General features: G+C 72.4%; 17 protein-coding genes and 1 pseudogene. 7 read left to right on the top strand and 11 right to left on the bottom strand.

The window, feature by feature from the left end:
• The 3 genes from ACIO6U_RS13575 to ACIO6U_RS13565 all read right to left on the bottom strand — a co-directional run.
• Window positions 1-526: helix-turn-helix domain-containing protein (locus ACIO6U_RS13575; RefSeq protein ID WP_401718476.1), on the bottom strand; the 526-nt coding region annotated here is incomplete at its 3' end.
• Between the two features lie 131 nt (window positions 527-657).
• The gene (locus ACIO6U_RS13570; RefSeq protein ID WP_401718473.1) at window positions 658-1,275 is read right to left on the bottom strand and encodes a DUF6879 family protein; all 618 of its coding nucleotides are present in this window, start codon (window positions 1,273-1,275) and stop codon (window positions 658-660) included.
• The gene (locus ACIO6U_RS13565; protein WP_355335978.1) at window positions 1,268-1,537 is read right to left on the bottom strand and encodes a hypothetical protein; all 270 of its coding nucleotides are present in this window, start codon (window positions 1,535-1,537) and stop codon (window positions 1,268-1,270) included. Before ACIO6U_RS13565 ends, ACIO6U_RS13570 begins: the two co-directional genes overlap by 8 nt.
• A 505-nt stretch (window positions 1,538-2,042) precedes the next feature.
• On the opposite strand from ACIO6U_RS13565, the gene ACIO6U_RS13560 reads away from it, so the two are divergent.
• Window positions 2,043-4,175, top strand: coding sequence for a tetratricopeptide repeat protein (locus ACIO6U_RS13560; RefSeq protein WP_401718569.1), 2,133 nt, complete (start codon window positions 2,043-2,045; stop codon window positions 4,173-4,175).
• Window positions 4,176-4,180: 5 nt separating this feature from the next.
• On the opposite strand, the gene ACIO6U_RS13555 is transcribed toward ACIO6U_RS13560, so the two are convergent.
• The 3 genes and pseudogenes from ACIO6U_RS13555 to ACIO6U_RS13545 all read right to left on the bottom strand — a co-directional run bounded on the left by ACIO6U_RS13555 (window position 4,181) and on the right by ACIO6U_RS13545 (window position 6,925).
• On the bottom strand, window positions 4,181-4,549 hold the full coding sequence (locus ACIO6U_RS13555; protein WP_401718575.1) for a 3'-5' exonuclease: 369 nt from the start codon (window positions 4,547-4,549) through the stop codon (window positions 4,181-4,183).
• 25 nt (window positions 4,550-4,574) lie between these two features.
• A pseudogene (locus ACIO6U_RS13550) lies at window positions 4,575-4,793 on the bottom strand (NERD nuclease); the annotation flags it as partial.
• A 137-nt stretch (window positions 4,794-4,930) separates the two neighbouring features.
• The gene (locus tag ACIO6U_RS13545) at window positions 4,931-6,925 is read right to left on the bottom strand and encodes an ATP-binding cassette domain-containing protein (protein WP_401718470.1); all 1,995 of its coding nucleotides are present in this window, start codon (window positions 6,923-6,925) and stop codon (window positions 4,931-4,933) included.
• 333 nt (window positions 6,926-7,258) lie between these two features.
• Between ACIO6U_RS13545 and ACIO6U_RS13540 the strand changes: the two genes are divergently transcribed.
• Window positions 7,259-8,185, top strand: a complete 927-nt coding sequence (locus ACIO6U_RS13540) for a patatin-like phospholipase family protein (RefSeq protein ID WP_401718467.1) — start codon at window positions 7,259-7,261, stop codon at window positions 8,183-8,185.
• Window positions 8,182-9,384, top strand: coding sequence for a hypothetical protein (locus ACIO6U_RS13535; RefSeq protein WP_401718464.1), 1,203 nt, complete (start codon window positions 8,182-8,184; stop codon window positions 9,382-9,384). The genes ACIO6U_RS13540 and ACIO6U_RS13535 overlap by 4 nt, the downstream gene beginning before the upstream one ends.
• Window positions 9,385-9,547: 163 nt before the next feature.
• On the opposite strand, the gene htpG is transcribed toward ACIO6U_RS13535, so the two are convergent.
• A complete protein-coding gene (gene htpG, locus ACIO6U_RS13530) occupies window positions 9,548-11,521 on the bottom strand; it encodes a molecular chaperone HtpG (protein WP_401718462.1) in 1,974 nt (657 codons plus the stop codon).
• Between the two features lie 196 nt (window positions 11,522-11,717).
• On the opposite strand from htpG, the gene ACIO6U_RS13525 reads away from it, so the two are divergent.
• On the top strand, window positions 11,718-11,987 hold the full coding sequence (locus ACIO6U_RS13525; RefSeq protein WP_401718459.1) for a DUF1905 domain-containing protein: 270 nt from the start codon (window positions 11,718-11,720) through the stop codon (window positions 11,985-11,987).
• Window positions 11,988-12,002: 15 nt separating this feature from the next.
• Here ACIO6U_RS13525 and ACIO6U_RS13520 read toward each other — a convergent pair.
• The 4 genes from ACIO6U_RS13520 to ACIO6U_RS13505 form a co-directional block, all read right to left on the bottom strand.
• Window positions 12,003-12,862, bottom strand: a protein-coding gene (locus tag ACIO6U_RS13520; RefSeq protein ID WP_401718566.1) for an IS5 family transposase whose coding sequence is annotated in 2 segments (ribosomal slippage) — window positions 12,003-12,505 and window positions 12,505-12,862 — 861 coding nt in all. Because the reading frame shifts where the segments join, the coding sequence is not laid out codon by codon here.
• A 121-nt stretch (window positions 12,863-12,983) separates the two neighbouring features.
• Window positions 12,984-13,577 carry a hypothetical protein gene (locus tag ACIO6U_RS13515; RefSeq protein ID WP_401718456.1) on the bottom strand — a complete coding sequence of 198 codons (594 nt, stop codon included), beginning with the start codon at window positions 13,575-13,577 and terminating at the stop codon, window positions 12,984-12,986.
• A gap of 128 nt (window positions 13,578-13,705) precedes the next feature.
• The gene (locus ACIO6U_RS13510; protein WP_355335962.1) at window positions 13,706-14,329 is read right to left on the bottom strand and encodes a GNAT family N-acetyltransferase; all 624 of its coding nucleotides are present in this window, start codon (window positions 14,327-14,329) and stop codon (window positions 13,706-13,708) included.
• A gap of 184 nt (window positions 14,330-14,513) precedes the next feature.
• On the bottom strand, window positions 14,514-15,803 hold the full coding sequence (locus ACIO6U_RS13505) for a damage-control phosphatase ARMT1 family protein (protein ID WP_401718453.1): 1,290 nt from the start codon (window positions 15,801-15,803) through the stop codon (window positions 14,514-14,516).
• 236 nt (window positions 15,804-16,039) lie between these two features.
• Here ACIO6U_RS13505 and ACIO6U_RS13500 point away from each other — a divergent pair, with 236 nt between their 5' ends.
• The 3 genes from ACIO6U_RS13500 to ACIO6U_RS13490 all read left to right on the top strand — a co-directional run bounded on the left by ACIO6U_RS13500 (window position 16,040) and on the right by ACIO6U_RS13490 (window position 19,315).
• Entirely contained in the window at window positions 16,040-16,921 is an 882-nt protein-coding gene (locus ACIO6U_RS13500; protein ID WP_401718450.1) for a sensor domain-containing protein, read from the top strand.
• 100 nt (window positions 16,922-17,021) lie between these two features.
• Window positions 17,022-18,440 (top strand): serine/threonine-protein kinase, encoded by a 1,419-nt coding sequence (locus tag ACIO6U_RS13495; RefSeq protein ID WP_401718447.1) that lies wholly within the window; start codon window positions 17,022-17,024, stop codon window positions 18,438-18,440.
• A 428-nt stretch (window positions 18,441-18,868) separates the two neighbouring features.
• Complete coding sequence (locus ACIO6U_RS13490; protein WP_401718563.1) at window positions 18,869-19,315, top strand: universal stress protein; 447 nt, start codon at window positions 18,869-18,871, stop codon at window positions 19,313-19,315.
• Window positions 19,316-19,356 lie beyond the last annotated feature (41 nt).

Here is a 19,356-nt window from a genome sequence, read left to right as displayed (position 1 = left end):
CGGAGTGGATGTAGTCGAAGCCGGCACCCGGTTTCCCGGCCCGGGTGGCCTGGCGGCCGCGGGTGCGCCAGCCGCCGCCGTCGGGGATCCGGCCGGGTTTCTTGACGTCGATGTGGATCAGTTCGCCGGGGCGGTCGCGTTCGTAGCGGCGGATGATGTCGCCGGTGGGCCGGTCGATGTATGCCAGGCGGTTCAGGCCGTGGCGGACCAGGACCCGGTGCACGGTCGAGGCGGGCATGCCCAGGACCGGGCCGATCCGGGCCGGCCCGAGCTTGCGGGCCTGGCGCAGCTCGCACACGCGGGCCTCGACCGCGGCCGGGGTGCGGTGCGGTGTCCTGTGCGGCCGGCTGGAGCGGTCGTGCAGACCGGCTTCGCCCTCGGCCCGCCACCGCCTGACCCACTTATGGGCCGTGGTCCGCGAGATCCCCATCTCGGCTGCGACATGCGCCACCGGGCGGCCCGAGCGGACACGCTCGACAAGGATCCGTCTGCCGTGAACGGTCAGCCGGGCATTACGGTGGGACACGAAGACCTCCGTGCGGTGCAGTCCTAGACAGCTCCACCACACCGGAGGTCTTCGCCATGATCAAGCACCGGCACATGTCAACAACGCTCGTGATCAATACACCTAGGGCCCGCCCGGCGGTCGGTGGTCGGCTAGCCGACGCCGTCGATGACCGGCGGTGAGAGCGTGGCGATCTCGCGGTCGAAGAAGTCGCCGAAGGGCTCGCCCCGCGCGTAGAGCGACGCGAACCCCGCCCTGGTCTCCGCGATCAGGGCGGGTTCCGCGTACCGCCTGGCCCCGTCCGCGTTTCCCTCGTCGTCGTACTGCACCTCGTACATCACCACGTCACCGAGGATCACGACCTCCGGCACCGTGCGCTCGCGCTCGATGTCCGCGATCGTCCGCGCGTCCAGGACCCTGATCCGGTCGCCCACGGCCGCGCGCAGGCGCAGGACGTGCAATTCCCACTGCACGTACGGCGTCACGGGGAATTCGACGACTCGGAGCCGCCGCTGCGCGACGCCCAGATCCTCCGCCTCGGCGAACTGCCGGGCGTAGGCCGGACGCCTTTCCTCGATGAGCGCGAGTGCTTCTTCCCAGCGCCCGGCGGCGAATGCCTCCCAGCTCGCGAAACCGCGTTCCTGGAAATGCTGGCCGCGTTCCAGCTTGTCCTGGCTCCTGACGCCGCTTTTGAGGATCCGGAAGAATTCCTCGTGGTAGGCGGGCCGGGCGAGGCGTTCGAAGGTGCCGTTGGGAAAGGAGTCAAACACTGGGAATGTCCGGTTTCGCCGCGATCAGCATGTTTCTCGGGATGACGACGAGTCGCTCGTCGGAGCCGACCGAGACCCCGGCGGGCAGATTCCGCCCGAGGGAGGCCGTCAGATCCCGGCCGATGACGGCGATGTCGCCGTTCTCCAGCTCCCAGATGTCGGGGCAGTCGGGGGTGTCGGTCGTATTCCCCAGCTCCTGAGGTGATTTACCGAGGCGCTTTAAGAATGTGGTGTCGGGATTTGCTTCCCATGGTCTGGTCATGGTTGCCCCCAGGATCGGCTGCGTACTGTCGTACCGCGTGCGGATCGTACCCGCATCGGCGTCACTACAGCCGGAGCGTACCCGATAACCAGCCGTCTGGCATATGCCACGACGGCGGCGACCGCCTTCGGATGCCTATCGCAATTCGACTCCCGGTGCAATAATGATCCACGCCGGACGTGAACGGTCCTCGAATTGGCTCAAAGCCAATATGATCAGATTATTGAATGGTAGGGGGAGCTGTGGATCCGGAACTCGCGGTGCTCACGCGGACCGCCGGAGCCCCCGTGGTCGCCCCGATGGCGACCGACGCCTGGCGGACCACGCGTCACCGCGTCCTGACACAAGGGCGCCGCGCCCGGACCGGTCGCTTCCGGACCGGCCGTTTCCAGCCCGGCCGCTTCCAGCCCGCTCGCCTCCGGACCGGCCGCTTCCAGCCCGGCCGCGCCCAAACCCGCCGCGACCAGCGCGTCACCGAGCGGTGAGCGGTACGACCGGCGGGTCCATGGACGGCCGCGCCCAGGACGACGGCCGGGTCTACCAGGCGTCGGGAGATCAGCACATCAGCGAGCACCACCACTACGACGGCGGCCCGCAGGCCCCGGCCGGTCCCGACTCGGTGCGCCGCCCCGCTGTCGGCCGCCCGCCCCTGGTCCTGCGGGACCGCACCGAAGTCCTCGACCGGTTGAGGAGCGCCCTCACCGCGCAGAGCGGCGACGACATCTTCGTGCTGTACGGCATGGGTGGCTGCGGCAAGACCGCGGTCGCCCACGCCTTCTTCCAGACCGCCACCGCCGAGTACGGGCGGGTGGGGCTCTGGGTGAACGCCACGGACCGGGCGAGCCTGCGCTCCGGGATGCTCGCGGTCGCCGCGGACCGCGGCGCGGCCGACGGCGAACTGCTGGCCGCCCGCAACGGCTACCGGCCCGCGGCCGACCTCGTCTGGCGGTACCTCGCCGGCTCCCCCGATCCCTGGCTGCTGGTGCTCGACAACGCGGACGACCCCGCGATCCTCAGCGACGGCAGCTGGCTGCGCACCAGCCCGCGGGGCACGGTGCTGGTGACCACCCGCCGAGCCGCACCCCGCTGGTGGCCCGGCGCGGAACTCCAGCACATCGGCGTCCTGCCGCGCGAGGACGCGGCGCGCGTCCTGCGCGACCTCGCCCCGCACACCGGCACGCTCGCCCAGGCCGCCGAGATCGCCGACCGCCTGGGCCGCCTCCCGCTCGCGCTCACCCTCGCGGGCGGCTTCCTCTCCCACCAGGTCATAGAGCCCTGGACGATGGATGTGTACGGACGCCATCTGGAGGAAGAACTCCCAGTCCAGTTGCTCGACCGAGGGGCCGATGCCTTGAGTGATGCGGACCCCCGCCATCTGGTGGGACAGACCTGGCAGTTGACGCTCGACGCCTTCGCGGCGCGCGGACTGCCCGAAGCGGTCGACCTGTTGCGTCTGATCGCCCGGCTGGCCCCCGAGCCGCTGCCGCTGTCGGTCCTCAACGACGACGGCATCAGCGCCGTATTGCCCCGCGGTCGCGCCGAGTCGGCGCTGCGCGCCCTGCTCGACCACTCGCTCGTCGAACGGGTCGACGTCGGCGACAACGCGGGGCTGCGCTGCGTTCTCGGGCACGGCGTACTGCTCGACAGTGTCGTGGCCGCCACCCCGGCGGCGCAGGCCCCTGTGCTGGACGCGACGGCCGGCCGCCTGCTCGGCGCCGCGCTGCCGGAGGTGCCCGACGCGGGCCCGTACGATCCGCGGCTGCGGCTCCTGGCGCCCCACGTACGCGCACTGCTGCGGCGGACGGGCGAACCCGCCGTCGTCGCCGAGGTGTTGGAGGTGGCCACCCGGCTGGCCACCGCGATGCACCGCACCGGCGACTACCCGTCGGCGTGGGAGACCGTCGGCGCGGCGGCGGACATCGCGGCGCGGACGCTCGGCGACGGACACCGGGCCGTACTCGCGGCACGCTCACGCGCCGGACGGGTCCTGTTCCGGCTGGGCCGCTACACCGAGGCCGAGGAGTCGCTGCGGCGCACGCTCACCGCCCAGCGGCAGCGGTTCGGAGCCGACGACCCGGACAGCCTCGACAGCGCGCACGGACTCCAACTCGTCCTGCGCAATCTCGGCCACGCCGAGGAGTCGCTGACGCTCCTGTACGCCACGGCCGCGGGCCGCCAGGCCGCGCTGGGGCCGTGGCATCCGCTGACGCTGCGCTCCCGGTCCAGCATCCTGGCCGCGCTCGGCGCCGCGGAACTGACCGCGGAGGACGGACGCACGGGCCTGCTGTCGCTGCCGGGGCAGTGCGCGGAACACCTCGGCGTCGACCACACCGTCTCCGTGGGGGCCCGCCACAACCACGCTTGGGCGCTCTTCCAGTTGGGCCGCCTCGAGGAAGCCGACAGCGAGATCGGCGAGGTGACCGAGACCTATCTGCACCGCTTCGGACCCGACTACCCCATCGCCCTCGCCGCCCGCCAGCTCCAGGCCCGCACCCTCACCGCGCTCGGTCACACCGGCGAAGGCATCGCGCTCATGGACGACGTCGTCGCGCGCCGCGCCCAGAGCCTCGGCCAGGACCACCCCTTCACCGTCGCGAGCCGTGACCTCCTGCGGAGGCTGCGCGCCGAGCGTCCGTAGACGCGTCACGCCTGGGCGGCGGGAGTGACGCTGCCCAGCCAGAGGGTGTCGCGGGCGCGGGTCATGGCGACGAAGAGCTGGCTGCGGCCGAGTTCGCGGCGCTCGCGCTCGGTCTCGGAGAGCCCTTCGGCGCCGGTCAGCAGGGAGGTGTCGTACCGCGGAAGGTAGACGCGTTTGAACTCAAGTCCCTTGGCGCGCCGGTAGCTTCCGAGCTTGACGCCCTCGACGGCGTGACCGGCGTAGCGCTCCAGCGGGCAGACCGGGAGGCCGGAAGCCGTGAGGAGGTCCCGGTAGCGGCCGATGGCCCGTACGGAGCCGGCCGTCCTCGACCTCCGGGTCGGCGCGCCAGTTCTTGACGTCCACGACGAAGACACCGGCGGGCCCGACCAGCAGCATGTCCACGTTCGCGGACCGCGTACCCGGCCACCGCCGGTCCACCAGAAGCCGCCAGCCGCGCTCGGTCAGCACCAACAACTGTGCGCTGACGCGCTGTTCGCCCTCGCTCGCGCTCTCCCACTGCCGCGCCTGGCGCCGCGCCGCCTGCCACTGCTCCCGCAGCAACCGCTCCTGCCGACGCGCCTCTTGAGCCCGCCGCGAAGCCGATCCCCCCGCCGCCATGGCCCACCCCCTCCCACGTAGCGCGACGATCATAGGACGCTCCGCTACGAAGCGGCAGGGGGCGTCGGCCGGGGCGAAGTGCGGCCGGACCGGCGGCGTGTCGGCAATTCCGGCGCCTCCGTAGTCGTCTCTCGGCCTCAGAGGTCGGCCGTCTGCTGCTGCTCCACGGGGCCGGAGGGCTGGGCGGGGATACCGGGCGCGCGGTCGTTCTGGAGGAGCCAGAGGTCGTGGAAGAGGCCGGGGGTGTCGCGGAGTTGGGCGAAGGTACCGTACTGGACGAGGCGGCCCTGGTCGAGGACAGCGATCTTGTCGGCGACGGTGACATTGGTGAGGCGGTGGGTGACCAGGACGACGGCGCGGTCGGCGGCGAGGGTGCGCAGGCCGGTGAAGATGCGGTGTTCGGCGCGGGGGTCGAGGGCGGCGGTGGGTTCGTCGAGGACGAGGAGACCGGCGTCGCGGTGGAAGGCGCGGGCGAGGGCGACGCGTTGCCACTGGCCGCCGGAGAGTTCCTGGCCGCCCCACCACTCGCGGGCCAGGAGGGTGTCCAGGCCCGAGCGCAGGGACGTGACGACCTCGTCGGCGCCGGAGGCGTGAGCGGCCGTATCAACCGCCTTGTGCGGGTGGTCGGTTCGGGGCTGGCCCAGCGTGATGTTGTCGCGGGCGGTCAGCGGCCACTTCGCGTACTCCTGGGGTACGACGGCCACGCGTGACCAGGCGGCGTGCGCGTCCAGGGTGCGGGTGTCGGCGCCGTCCCAGACGACGGCGCCGCAGTCGGGGAGGTAGAGGGCGGACAGGAGTTTGCTGAGCGTGGTCTTGCCCGAGCCGTTCTCGCCGACCAGGGCGAGGACTTCGCCGCGCCGCACGTCGAGGCTGACATCGAGCAGGGCGGGCCGGTCCGCGTGCGGGTAGGTGTACATGAGGCGGTCGGCGCGTACGACGGCCGGGCCGGTCGGTACGGTCTCGCCGCGGGCGATCCGGTGGCCACCGGCCTCGTCCAGAAAATCTGACCAGTCGTCAAGGTACATCCCCGTACGGAAGATGATGGCGCCGTAGCCGATGACGCCGCGCAGTCCTGAAGCGACCGTGCGCAGCGCGAACGTCGCCGTGCCCGCGGACGCGACGGACACGCGGCCGGTGCTGATCAGGAAGAGCAGCGCCGCCCACACCGCTCCGGCCGCGACACCCCCGGCCAGGCTCCCGACGAGCGACATCTTCGCCGCGCGCCAGGCGGCCCGGTCGGTCGCGGCGTCCACCCGCGCCCCGGCCGCCCGGTACTTGCCGAGCAGGAAGTCGGCCATCGTGCCGGAACGGATCTGGTCGGCGTGCTGCTTGTCGACCAGATTCCACCGCAGGACGCCCAGCAGGCGGCGGTCCTTCATCGTCTCCAGCGACGCGAGGTAGTTCAGCCGCGCCCCCCGTACGCCCGCGATGGCCTGCGGCAGCGCGGCCAGGACGAGCAGCGGCAGCAACACCGGGTGGACGCTGGTCAGTACGGCCGCGGCGGCGATCAACGATGCGGCGGCGGCGAGGATGTTCTGGGACTGGTTGAGCATGTCCTGCGAGACCTCGACGCCCCGGTCGGCCGCGTCCCAGCGGTCGTTGTAGCCGGGGTGGTCGTACGCGGTCAGCTCCGCGTGGGTCGCCGCGTCCAGCAGCCGCAGCTCCGCCTCCCGCGAGATCCGCGGGGCCAGGCGCGTGGATAGACCGGTGACGGCGATGCCCAGCACCGCCCGTACGCCCGCAGCCGACGCCAACAGGGCCAGGGAGGGCGCGGCTTGGCGGAGCCGTTCGTCGATGTGGCCCGACGCGATGACGGCCGTGATCGTGCCGGTCACCGCCAGCAGGCCGAGCGCCTCCAGCACGCCGGACAGGACCTGGCAGGCGAGCAGCGCGGTGACCGCCTTGCGGTCCACGTGCCAGGCCATGCCGAGCGCCCGGCGCACCAGTTGGGGCAGTCGGCGGGCCATGGCGCGCAGCGTGATCGCGTAACCGGCCTCCTCGCTGCGGTCGCCCGGAAACGTCAGGCGCAACTCCTCGTCGGGCACGGCCTTTTCGTCGTCGCCGACAGCAGCGGTGCGCGCCGTGGATGTGGCCGTGGGGGGTTGGCCGGTCGTCGGAGGCTCTTCGGTCATCGGGGGTTCGGTCATCGGTGTACGCCCTTCGCCGTGACGTGGCGGTCGGCACCGGTCCGGCTCGGCGGAAGGAGGACGAAGGCACCGGCTCGGCCCGCCCGGCTCGCCCCGACGCGACGCGGCCCACCAGTCTGCTCCAACCGCCCCGCCGCCACCCCCCGCTCGCCAAGCCCCGGTCGGCGCAAGGACGCAGCCGCCGCCCCGACGGCGTACGCCGGTCCGCTACGGCCCGCGCCGTCCGCCGCGAAAGCGCCCGGCCGCCGAGGCGGCACCGCGCCTGTGGCGAGTTCGGGCGGCTGATTGGGGGGAAGGAGCGGGGGCACGCGTTCTGGCATGGACCACAGTGCGGGTGAATCGGGGGGACCGGCGTTCGTGCTGGGGGGCGGCGGGGCCCTCGGGGCGTACGAAGTGGGCATGCTCAAGGCCCTGTTCGCGCAGGGGGTGAAGCCGGGGATGGTGCTCGGGACCTCCGTCGGGGCGATCAACGGGGCCGCCGTGGCCGCCGAGCCGTCGCAGACCGCCGTCGGCCGGCTGATCGAGCTGTGGACGGGGCTGGGCAAGGCCGGGGTGTTCGCCGGTTCGCTGATGGGCCGCGTGAGCACCGCCGTGCGGAGCCGTACGCACCTCTACACCCCGGCACCGCTGGTCGACCTCCTGCGTGAGCACGTACAGGTCGCGCTCATCGAGGAGTTGGAGGTCCCCTTCCAGTGCGTGGCGGCGAGCATTGAGAACGCCGCCGAGCACTGGTTCGACCGCGGCCCGCTGATCGAGGCGGTGCTCGCCTCGTCGGCCGTGCCCGGACTGCTGCCGCCGGTCGACGTCGACGGCGAGCACTTCGTGGACGGCGGCCTCGTCAACAGCATCCCGGTGGGCAGGGCCGTCGCCCTGGGCGCGCGCGAGATCTACGTCCTCCAGGTCGGCCGCATCGAACGGCCGCTGACGCCACCGAAGTTGCCGTGGGACGTCGCCATGGTCGCCTTCGAGATCGCCCGCAGGCACCGGTTCGCCCGCGACATGGCCGACCTGCCGTCGGACGTGACCGTGCACGTACTGCCCAGCGGGGCGGCGTCCGGTGAAGCGGCCGGGGCGCTGGGCCAGTTGCGGCACCGGGCCTTCGGGCAGACGGCGGACCGTATCGAGCGGGCCTACGCCGCGTCGTCGCGGTATCTGGAGAGCGCGCTCGACGGGGCCGCCCCCAAGTCCCTTGTCCCGGAGGGCTCCGGCGCCGAGGAGCCGCACTCCGCCGAGGGTCCGGCGTGACGGGCCTCGACTCGGGCCTGAACGCGGGGCCGGGTCCGGCGGGTTCAGGCACGGGTCCAGCTACGGGTCCAGCGAGTACGGGCCCGGCGGGTGCAGGTACGGACGCGCTCGCGAGCGCCGACCCGGCCGCGCGGGTCCGGCCGTCGACCCGTACCCGTACCCGTACCGGCACCGCCGCCGCTGCCGCGGGCGCCGCGCTGGTCACGGCCGCCCGGCGTACGGTCACCACCGCGCTCGTGGTCGCGCTGATACCGATGGCCGCGGCGCTCCTCGTCACCGTGACCGTACTCAGCGCGCCCGTGTCGATCCCGTCGCGCGGCGCGTGGCGGCCGACGCGTATGGCCGGATTCCTGCTCGTCTACCTCGTCGTGGACCTCACGGGAGTGCTGGCGGCCTCCGCGCTCTTCCTGCACCACCCCCGGGCGGACCGGGACCGGCGGGCGGCCGAGGCGTTCGCGCTCCTCGCGCGGCTGCTGGCCGTACTGCGCAAGGTGGCGGACCGGCTGTTCCGGCTGGAGGTGGAGATGACGCCCGCGCTGCCCGTGGGCGACCGGCCGCCGGACGTACCGCTCGTGGTGTTCGTCCGGCACGCGGGTGTCGGCGATTCGTTCCTGCTCCTCCAGACGCTGCTCACCGACGTACGCCTGCTGCCGCACACCGTGCTGAAGGGCGTCCTGCGCGCCGATCCGTGCCTCGACGTCCTGCTCGGCCGGGTCCCGCACTGCTTCCTGCCCCCCGCGCACGGCACCGCCGAGGACGCGATCACCGAACTGGCGGCGGGGCTGCGGTCGCGCGACGCGCTCGTGATCTTCCCCGAGGGAGGCAACTTCACCCCGCGCCGCCACCGCCGCGCCATCGCCAGCCTGCGCCGCCTCGGCCAGTACCGGCGCGCGGCCCGCGCGGCCCGGCTGCGGTACGTGCTGCCGCCGCGGGACGCCGGAAGCCTCGCCGTCCTGGCCGCCGCGCCCACCGCCGAGGTGGTCTTCGTCGTGCACTCCGGCCTCGACGTCATCGCGTCCGCGCGCGCCGCCTGGGACTTCCTGCCGTTCCGCCGCCCGGTGCGGGTCCACTGGTGGCGGATACCGGCGGCCGAGGTCCCGGTCGGGGACGCGGCGCGCAGCGAGTGGCTGCTCGGGCAGTGGGAGCGGATGGACCGGTGGACGGCGGAGCAGGCGGTCGCGGCGACGCCGCACGTATAGAGGGCGCGCGTACGGCGGTTCGTGTACGGGGGTCGCGCGTGCGGCGGCTCTCGTACGGGGGTCGCGCGGTGCGGCGGCTCGCGCGCAGGGGCTCACGCGTCGAGCCGGGGGCCGTACGGCGATCCGTACGGCCCCCGGCCCCAACGCCCTCAAGAACCCCGTCTCACAGAGTGCGTTCGAGGCGGTCCGCCACCAGCTTCACGAAGCGGGAGGGGTCGGGGAGTTCGGCGCCCTCGGCCAACAGGGCGAGCTGGTGGACGAGTTCGGTGGTCTCTTCGAGGGCCGGGTCGTCGGGACGCTCGGCGTGGGTGCGGTTGAGGCCGACGACCAGCGGGTGCTTGGGGTTGAGTTCGAGAATCCGCTTGGCGTGCGGGATCTCCTGGCCCATGGCGCGGTAGATGTTCTCCAGCGCCGGTGACACGTCGTTGGTGTCCGAGACGACGCAGGCAGGCGAAACGGTGAGCCGCGAGGAGAGGCGTACGTCCTTGACCTGCTCGCTCAGCAGTTCCGTCATACGGGCGAGCAGGCCCGCGAACTCCTCCTGCTGCTTCTCCCGTTCGGTCCCCGCCTCCTGCTTCTCCTCCTCCGTGCCCAGGTCGACCTCGCCCTTGGCGACGGAGCGGAACTGCTTGCCGCCGAACTCCGGTGCCGTGTCGACCCAGACCTCGTCCACGGGGTCGGTCAGCAGCAGCACCTCGATGCCGCGGGCCTGGAACGCCTCCATGTGCGGGGAGTTCTCGACGGCCTGCCGCGATTCGCCGGTGACGTAGAAGATGTGCTCCTGGCCGTCCTTCATCCGCTCGACGTACTGCGCGAGCGTCGTCGGCGCGTCCTTGTCGTGCGTGCTGGCGAAGGAGCTGACGCCGAGGATCGCGTCACGGTTCTCGAAGTCGCCGAGCAGTCCCTCCTTCAGGACGCGGCCGAACTCCCGCCAGAATGTGGCGTATTGCTCGGGCCGCGCGGCCATCATGTCCTTGACCGTCGACAGCACCTTCTTCGCCAGCCGACGGTGCATCAGCTCGATCTGGCGGTCCTGCTGGAGGATCTCGCGCGACACGTTCAGCGAGAGGTCCTGCGCGTCGACGACTCCCTTGACGAAGCGGAGGTACGGCGGCATCAGCGCTTCGCAGTCGTCCATGATGAAGACGCGCTTCACGTAGAGCTGGACGCCGCGCTTGTAGTCGCGCATGAACAGGTCCTGCGGCGCGTGCGCCGGGATGAACAGCAGCGCCTGGTACTCGAAGGTGCCTTCCGCGTGGAGGCGGATGATCTCCAGCGGGTCGTTCCAGTCGTGGCTGATGTGCTTGTACAGCTCGTGGTAGTCGGCGTCGCTGACCTCCTCGCGGGAGCGGGCCCACAGGGCCTTCATGGAGTTCAGCGTTTCGAGCTGGGGCTCGGGCTTGGGAGCCGCCGCGTCAGTACCGTCCTCGGCGTCGCCTTCGGCGTCGGCGTGGGTGTCGGTGTCGGCGTCGCCTCCGGGCGCGGGCTCCGCGGCCATCCTGATCGGCCAGGTGATGAAGTCCGAGTACCGCTTGACGATTTCCTTGATCTTCCACGGCGAGGTGTAGTCGTACAGCCGGTCCTCGGCGTCCTCCGGCTTCAGCCGCAGCACGATCGCCGTCCCCTGCGGGGCGTCCTCGACGGTCTCCACGGTGTACGTCCCCTCACCGCTGGACGTCCACCGCGTGCCCTCGGTCTCCCCCGCGCGCCGCGTCAGCAGCGTGACCTCGTCCGCCACCATGAAGCTCGCGTAGAACCCGACCCCGAACTGCCCGATCAGGCCCTCGGCGGCGCCCGCGCCCTCGGCCTCCTTCAGCTCCCGCAGGAACTTCGCCGTCCCCGAGTTGGCGATCGTCCCGATGAGCTGAACCACTTCCTCCCGGGACATCCCGATCCCGTTGTCCCGCACGGTGAGCGTACGGGCCTCCCGGTCCACCTCCAGCCCGATGTGCAGGTCCGACACGTCCACGTCCAACTCGCTGTCCCGCAGCGCTTCGAGCCGCAGCTTGTCCAACGCGTCCGAGGCGTTGGACACCAACTCGCGCAGGAACACGTCCTTGTTGGAGTAGATCGAGTGGATCATCATCTGCAGAAGCTGACGCGCTTCCACCTGGAACTCGAACGTCTCGGTCGGCATGGTCCGCTGTTCCTTCTCACATCACCGGCTGACAGGCACTGACCGCAGCACTGTAGATGAGCCCCCGCCGCCCGCACGTCAGCCTTCGCGGCCCGCGATGAGTTTCCGCCTCGCCGCCGGTCCTACCTGGTGAACGCCCGCGGACGTCCCCGGCCGGGGCGCGCCACCGAAAGCTGCTGAACAGGCGGTATCCACGATGGACAAGCGATTCACCGCGACCCTGCGGAAAAGCCCGAACAAGGGCGGCTGGACCTACGTCGTCTGGCCCGAGTCCGCCGCCTTCTTCGGCACCCGCGGCCTCGTCAAGGTCCGCGGCACGATCGACGGCCACCCCTCCCAGAGCTCCTTCATGGCCCTCGGCGACGGCACCCACAAACTCCCCGTCACCGCCGAGCTGCGCAAAGCCATCGGCAAACAAGAGGGCGACACCGTCACGGTCCACCTCCAAGAGCGCCTCCCCTCCTAGGGCGTTTCGTTTGGATCATCGGGCGGACCAGATGAAGATGCCGGCGAGGTGGAGTCCGGCGAGGTAGATGGTCGCGGTCTTGTCGTATCTCGTGGCGAGGCCGCGCCACTGCTTCAAGCGGTTGATGCACCGCTCGACGGTGTTGCGCTGCTTGTAGGCGTCACGGTCGAAGCCCGGCGGTCTGCCGCCGCGGCTGTCCCGGCGGAGTCGGTGGCCGCGCTGGTCGGCCGGGACGGGGATGACTGCCCGGATGCCGCGTCTGCGGAGGTGGTCGCGGATGGCGCGGGAGGAGTACGCCTTGTCGGCCAGGACCACATCGGGTCGGGTGCGGGGCCGCCCGCGCGGGCGGGGGACGCGCAGGCGGGCCATGACGTCGGGGAAGGCGGGTGCGTCACCGGCTTGCCCGGCGGTCAGCACGAAGGCCATCGGCCTGCAGCGGTCGTCGGACGCCAGGTGGATCTTCGTGGTCAGTCCTCCGCGGGATCGGCCGATGGCATGGTCGTGCGGCTCGCCGGCCGGGACCCCTTTTTACGGGCCCCGGCCGCGTGCTGATGCGCGCGCACGATCGTGGAGTCCACCGAGACGGCCCAGGTCAGGTCCTCATCCGCGTCGGCCCGGGCCATCAGCGCGGTGAAGACCCGCTCCCAGGTGCCGTCCACCGCCCACATCCGCAGCCGGTTGTACACCCCGCGCCAGTTGCCGTACTTATCCGGCAGATGGACCCACTGAGACCCCGTCTGAAACTTGAAGGCGATCGCATCGATCACCTCACGGTGATCCCGCCACCGCCCACCCCGCCGAGGCGTCCGGTCCGGCAACAACGGCTCGATCCGCGCCCACTGCGCGTCGCTTAACGGCACACCCGGACCAACGATCAGATGATCCGAACGAAACGGCCTAGGCCCGCCCCGCCCCCTAAAAACCACAAGGCGGGTACCCGAACGGTGCTAGAGGGGTGCCGAGTTGACGGCCCTGCGCGCTCGCGGTCGCGCGCCGTTATGACGTATGCGCGCCGCCCGCGATCGCGGCTCTGACGACGGTGACGGTGTCGAAGGCGTCGCCCAGGGAGCACAGCACGTCGCCGTCTATCGCGTGCAGTTCGAGGCGGTGGACCTGACGCGTCGTGCCGCCCTGGCCGATGGCGACGGAGTCCTCGCGCTCGACGACGCGGATGTCCGGCCAGGGGTGGACGTCGATCCGGGCCGGGCGGGTGATGACGATGCCGCCGTCGAAGACGTGCAGCCGCGGGATGCGGTTGTCGCGGCGCTTCTCGTAACAGAACGCGGTGATCGGCAGCGCGAGGGCGAGGACGAGGAAGGTGACGCCGATCGAGGTGACCACCGGGTTGTACGGGTGGAGGACCAGGCCGATGCCGGGCGCGAGCAGGACGACCGCGAGGCCGAAGGCGACGCAGCCGACGTCACCGCCGCCGAGCGCGTGGACGGCGCGGGACTCGCCGAAGCCGTGCCGTTGGGCGAGTCGGGCGACTTCGCGCAGGGTGGCCGGGCCGTTCGTCCCCGCCGCGTCCCGCGAACCGCCGCCCGTATCCGTACCCGTACCCGTACCGGCTGCCGCTCCCGTGTCCGTCATCGCCCCGCCGCCTCTCCCCCGCGCGCGGCCGCGTACCAACGGCCGTGCCTCTCCTGCTCCTTACCCGCGGGCGGGGGTGCCGTACCTCCACCTAGGAGGTACGGCTGCCTGTACGGCTACGCGTACGCCTATACGGCCGCGGCGCGCGGCTCGCGCCACATCGGCCACATGTGAGGCCCGTCCGGGAGGTCGATCGTGCGGCCGGTGAAGACGAAGCCGAGCCGCTCGTACAGGCCGCGGCTGCGCTCGCTGCTGGCCTCCAGATACGCGGACAGGCCGTCGCGGTCGCAGCGTTCGAGGACGGCGGAGATCAGTTCGGTGCCGCGGCTCTGGCCCTGCAACTCCGCGTCCACGGCGATGAGCAGCAGGTATTCGTGGGCGGGGCCCGTGGGGTGGCCCTCGCCGAGGATGCGGGCGATCTGCTCGACGCGCTCGTTGTCCGGGTCGACCGCCTCGCGGAAGGCGGCGGGGTCGTCGTCGTCCGCGTGCGCCTGGGCGTCCTCGGGCGCGTCGGTGGTCGCGGGTATCGACATCCACAGGGCGACCGCCTTGCCGTCCTCCGTCATGTCGACGTAGCCGTCGGCGAGTACCTGGTCGGCGAAGGCGCCCATCAACGACGCGTGCTTGCGCAGCCGGTGCTCAGGGTCGGGGAAGACCCAGCTACTCACGGGGTCGTTCCTGAACACCTTGTCCAGCACCCCGACCACGACCTCCCGGTCGTCCGCCCCGGCCCTCCGGATCGCCACACCCATCGCCCTGTCCGCCCTTCACGTCGTCGTCCTGTGTCGTCTCACGTTGTCGGTGCGCGCTGCACCGCACGCGTCTGATCAACTGATCATGCGCGTACGGCGGTTGCAGCCTAGAGGGTGCGGCCCGGTGTGTCCGGGCGTGCCGGGGAAGAGGGCGGAGACGGTCCTTCCCCGCGGGGCCGGAGGTTCAGACCGTACGCACCTGGACGACGGCGTACGTCCCGCTCGTACGCCAAGCCCCGCCGTTCGCCGCGCTGTTGGCGTCGAGCGCGGTGACCGTACCGGCGTCGAGGCCGACGATGACATCGGACTTGAGGGTGCGCAGGGCGGCCAGCGGACTCGGGAAGTAGCCGGTGGGCAGGGAGAACTCGGTCGTCGGGGGCCACAGGCGGTCGCCCACCAGGCGGCGGTAGTTGAGGTCGCCCTTGAGCACCGTCAGTGTGGCGCGGCCCAGTTCGGCCCGCAGATCGGCGGGCATGTCGGCGTACGGCAGCGGCGCGCAGGCGAACGGGTGCGCGCGGACGGCGAGTCGGCCGGTGCCCAGCGCCGACCACAGCCGCGCGCCCGTCTCCCGCGCTCTGCGGCCCGGCGCCTGCCCGATCCGGCGCAGGCAGTCGACGACGTCCGAGGTCGTCGCGTCCGAGACGAAATACGGGTACGGCTTCACGTGCAGGACCGCGGTGGCGGCGCGGCCGGTGTGCAGGAGATGGTCGATCAGGATCAGGTCGGGGATCAGCTCGCGGCCCGCGTTGTCGGCGATCACGGTCACCGCCGCGGTGCCGGGCGGGGCGGCGGCGAGGTGCCGCCAGAGGGCGGCGCTGTCGTCGGCGAGGAGGTCGTCGGAGGGGGTGCTTGTGGGGGCGGGGGTGGGGGGCGTGTTCGTAGAGGACGTGTTCGTGGAGGACGCTTCCGCCGTAGACCCGTGCGCCGTAGACGCGTTCGCGGAGATGCGGAAGCCGAGGTCCGCGCGGTTGCCCCACAGGGCGCCTTGGAGGACGGCGCGGTCCCGGTCGTCGGGGGCGAGGTCGTCGAGCGCGTCGAGGGCGGCCAGTTCGTCGGCGACCTCGGGCCCGGTCAACTCGGCCCGCTTGAACGGCCCGAAGGGGTCGACGCCCTGCCACGGCCCCGGCCCGAAGTAGCCGACCGCGTCCAGCAGCCTGCGGTAGAAGTAGCTCTCGGCCCACAGGAAGGGCACCTCGTACCACGACGCACGGCCGACGTACGCCTCCGCGCCCCATTCCGCCCACCGTCGGACGTCGTCGGCGCGGGTGTCGGTGCCGGTGCGGGTCGACAGCGGGCCGATCGGCGGGCCCGAGGTCGCGTCGGCCGAGGCGGGCGCGGCCGTCTCCTCCGCGAGCGCGTCGAGTGCGCGGCGCTGCTCGGGCGGGTACGGGAAGGCGTCCGCTACCTGCCTGATCAGCGCCGGGTGGCGGTCGGCCAGCACGCTCCTGGCGAAGGAGCCGGGCGTACCGCTCATGACGACGGGGGCGGCGGGGGCTGCGGGGGCTGACAGGCCGGCGGGGTCTGACGGGCCGGACGGGCCGGATTCGGGCGGGACGTCTCCTGTTTCGCGCACCGTTCAAGAATGGCAGGGGGTGGGGCTGGCCCCACCCCCGACCGGCCGGGCTGCCGGATGCCGCGAGAGGGGTGCCGAGCGGGATCGTCTAGGTATCAGGACGGAACGGTCCCCACCGCGATGATTCGAGGCCAGCGATGACCGCCAGCACATTCCCCCACGCCACTCAGAGCGCCGCCGCTCAGACCGCCGCCACTCAGGCGTCCGCCGCGCAGGCATCCGCCACTCAGGCCGCCGCCACTCAGGCGTCCACCGCGCAGCCGCACTCCTCTCCTCCCGCCGCCGCGTCGCAGGCCCGGCCCGGCCTGCTGGCGGCTCCGGACGCCGGGCATCCCGCGTACGGTTCGCCCGCGAAGGGTCCAGGACCCGGCCGCGTCCCGCCCGGCTTCTGGCGCGCGCCCTTCTCCGCCGTCACCTTCCGCGAGGTCGGTTACGCGCTCACGTCGCTGCCGATCGCCATCGCCGGATTCGTCTTCGCCGTCACGATGTTCGCCCTCGGCACCAGCCTCGTCCTCACCGCGATCGGGGTGCCCGTCCTGGCCGCGATGCTGACCGGGGCCCGCGCGCTCGGCGGCGCCGAACGCGCCCGCGCCAGGAGCCTGCTCTCCCTCCGCGTCGGCGAGCCCGTCCCCGTACCCGCGCCCCGTACCCCCGGCCGCTGGGCCGCCATGACCGCCAGGCTCCGCGACGCCTCGGCCTGGAAGGCCCTCCTCTTCCAGGTCCTCATGTTCCCCTGGCGCATCGCGAGTTTCGTCCTCACCCTGACCTTCCTCATCACCGGCTGGACCGTCGCCCTCTACCCCGCCTACGCCTGGGTCTTCCCCCGTTACGTCGACTGGCCCGGCTACCGCCTCTTCGAGTACACCTCCGGCGGCGTCCACCACGCCTACTACCTCTCCTCCCCCCTCCAGATCGCCGGCGCCTCCCTCCTCGGCCTCCTCCTCGTCTTCCTCACCCCGCCCCTCGTCCGCGCCCTCACCACCGTCGACCGCGCCGCAATCCGCTCCCTGCTGTCGTAGGGCAGGGCCCGCGCCCGCGCGAAATGAGGGACCGCACCCCGCAGAGGGACCGTCATACTGGGCGCCTGGCCAGACGGGGGACGCGAGGAGGCGGCTGGGCGTGCACGGCCCGAACGACACGAGCGGCACGAGCGATACGAGCGCCTCGAACGGCTCCAACGGCTCCAACGGCACAGCGACAGGCGCCGACGCGAAAGCGACCCGCATCGGAAGCTACGTCGTCGTACGCAAGCTCGGCGAAGGCGGAATGGGCCTGGTGTACCTGGCCCGTTCGCGGGGAGGCCGCCACGTGGCGGTGAAGGTGGCGCGGCCGGAACTGGCCGCGGACCCGTCCTTCAGGGAGCGCTTCCGCGCCGAGGTCGCCGCGGCGCGCATGGTGGGCGGTTTCCACACGGCGCCGGTGGTGGACGCGGACCCGGACGCGGAGGCCCCGTGGCTGGCGACGGCGTACGTGCAAGGTCCGACGCTCGGCCAACTGCTCGCCGCGCGGGGCCCGATGGGCGAGGAACAGCTCAAGGCGCTGGGCGCCGCGCTCGCCGAGGCGCTGGAGGCGATCCACCGCTGCGGTCTGGTGCATCGCGATCTCAAACCAGGCAACATCATCATGGCCGAAGACGGCCCGCGCGTACTGGACTTCGGCATCTCACGCGCCGTCGAGAACACCCGGATCACCACCACGGGCACCTCCTTCGGCACCCCCGGCTTCCTCGCCCCCGAGCAGGCCGAGGGCCGTGACGTGGACGGCGCCGCCGACATCTTCGCGCTCGGCGCGGTCCTGGTGGCCGCCGCGGGCGGCAGCGCCTTCGGCGGCGGCACGCCGGTCGCCCTGATGTACCGCTCCGTGCACCACGAGGCCGACGTCTCCGCCGTCCCGGAGGCGATCCGCCCGATGGTCGCGGCCTGCCTCACGAAGGAGCCGTCCCACCGCCCGAGCACGGACCAACTCCTCGACTGGTTCGGCGATTCGGGTACGGCCGAGGCGGGTACGGGCAACGCCCTGCACCGCACCGGGGACGCGGCCCCCCGTACCTCGGACCCGCGGACTCCCGTACCCCCGCCTCCTCCGGCCGCCGCCAACCCGTACGCCTCAGGGGTCGTTCCGCCGCCTCCCCCGTACGCGCCCGGCGTCCCCGGTCCGTCGATCCCGCCGTCGAACCCGCCGTCGACCTCGCTGGCCACGGCCTACCCGGCGCATTCGCCCGCCCCGGTCCCGGGCGTCCCGGCCTGGTCGCCGGAGGACGACGTCCCCGAATTCCTGGCGATGGACCGGAAGAACGCACTACTTGCGGACGATTACGGCATCTCCCTCGGCGAGAACGGCCAGACCGTCGACCTCCCCTGGCCGATGATCCGTTTCGCCGAGTGCGTCGTGGAGGACCACGAATCCGTCTTCCGGATGGCCGTCGTCCTGACGAACGGCACCATCCGCACCGGCCGCGTGTCCAGCCGCAGCCTGGCCGAACTGACCGAGTGGGCCATGCGGTTCACCCTGGTGCGCGACCGCTACCTCCGCCAGTAGCCGTTTCCCACGGCCGCAGCGGTGAGCCGCGCGGGCGCCAACTCCGTATCCGGCGGAGGCGCGAAGGCCCCGCGCCTCCGCTTCCACGACGGCTCGGAGCCGCGCGCGCCGCCCCGGCCCGGAAGCCGGACGCGTATCCGACGCGGACCGGCGACCGCCCGAAATGCCCCGCCACGCACCGCTTGTCACGCACGCTTGGCGTGTGGGCCGGCCGTTTCCGGGTCGGACGGGCAAGCGAGGCGAGGGAGACGGCCATGGGCGAGGCGGCGCGGAACACGGAGACGGGCACGGCAGCGGGCGCGGGTACGGGCTCCGGCACGGGCTCGGGCGCGGGCTCGGGCTCGGGCTCGGGCTCCGCCGAAGGCTCGGGCACAGGATCAGGCGCCGATTCCGGCACGGGCTCCAGCACGGGCACGGCCGCAGGCAGGATCGTCGTCGGGGTCGACGGCTCGGAACCGTCGCTCAAGGCGCTGCGCTGGGCCGCGCGGCAGGCGGCCCTGACCGGCGCCGCGCTGGAAGCGGTCATCGCGTGGGAGATGCCGTCGGCGTACGGCTGGGCCGGGCTGCCGGGGCTGCCCGACGACGTGGATCTGGAGGCCAACGCGGACCAGATCCTGGCGCGGGCCGTCGAGGCGGCCCTCACGCCGGAACAGGCAGCGACCGTCACCCGCCGTACCGTGCTCGGCAACCCGGCCCAGGCCATCCTCGACAGCGGCGAGGGCGCCGACCTGATCGTGGTGGGCGTGCGCGGCCACGGCACCTTCCGCTCTACCCTCCTCGGCTCGGTCAGCCACACGGTCACCGTGCACGCCTCGTGCCCTGTCGTGGTCGTACGCGGCACGGCGGGCACGGCCCCCGCGGGCGGCGCGTCGTAACGGCGGGGCGATGATCCTCGGCGGTCGGGGCACGGAGTTAT

It is taken from the genome of Streptomyces sp. NPDC087422 (assembly GCF_044744145.1).
Classification (GTDB): domain Bacteria; phylum Actinomycetota; class Actinomycetes; order Streptomycetales; family Streptomycetaceae; genus Actinacidiphila.
Note: the sequence above shows the minus strand (reverse complement) of the source record. Positions and strands in the feature narration are given on the sequence as shown.

What these genes read in the sequence shown, in the direction of transcription:
- ACIO6U_RS13505 (WP_401718453.1), bottom strand. Translation starts at nt 15,803, where the DNA reads ATGAGCGGTACGCCCGGCTCCTTCGCCAGGAGCGTGCTGGCCGACCGC.
- ACIO6U_RS13565 (WP_355335978.1), bottom strand. Translation starts at nt 1,537, where the DNA reads ATGACCAGACCATGGGAAGCAAATCCCGACACCACATTCTTAAAGCGC.
- ACIO6U_RS13560 (WP_401718569.1), top strand. Translation starts at nt 2,043, where the DNA reads ATGGACGGCCGCGCCCAGGACGACGGCCGGGTCTACCAGGCGTCGGGA.
- ACIO6U_RS13525 (WP_401718459.1), top strand. Translation starts at nt 11,718, where the DNA reads ATGGACAAGCGATTCACCGCGACCCTGCGGAAAAGCCCGAACAAGGGC.
- ACIO6U_RS13510 (WP_355335962.1), bottom strand. Translation starts at nt 14,329, where the DNA reads ATGGGTGTGGCGATCCGGAGGGCCGGGGCGGACGACCGGGAGGTCGTG.
- ACIO6U_RS13540 (WP_401718467.1), top strand. Translation starts at nt 7,259, where the DNA reads ATGGACCACAGTGCGGGTGAATCGGGGGGACCGGCGTTCGTGCTGGGG.
- ACIO6U_RS13545 (WP_401718470.1), bottom strand. Translation starts at nt 6,925, where the DNA reads ATGACCGAAGAGCCTCCGACGACCGGCCAACCCCCCACGGCCACATCC.
- ACIO6U_RS13500 (WP_401718450.1), top strand. Translation starts at nt 16,040, where the DNA reads ATGACCGCCAGCACATTCCCCCACGCCACTCAGAGCGCCGCCGCTCAG.
- htpG (WP_401718462.1), bottom strand. Translation starts at nt 11,521, where the DNA reads ATGCCGACCGAGACGTTCGAGTTCCAGGTGGAAGCGCGTCAGCTTCTG.
- ACIO6U_RS13515 (WP_401718456.1), bottom strand. Translation starts at nt 13,577, where the DNA reads ATGACGGACACGGGAGCGGCAGCCGGTACGGGTACGGGTACGGATACG.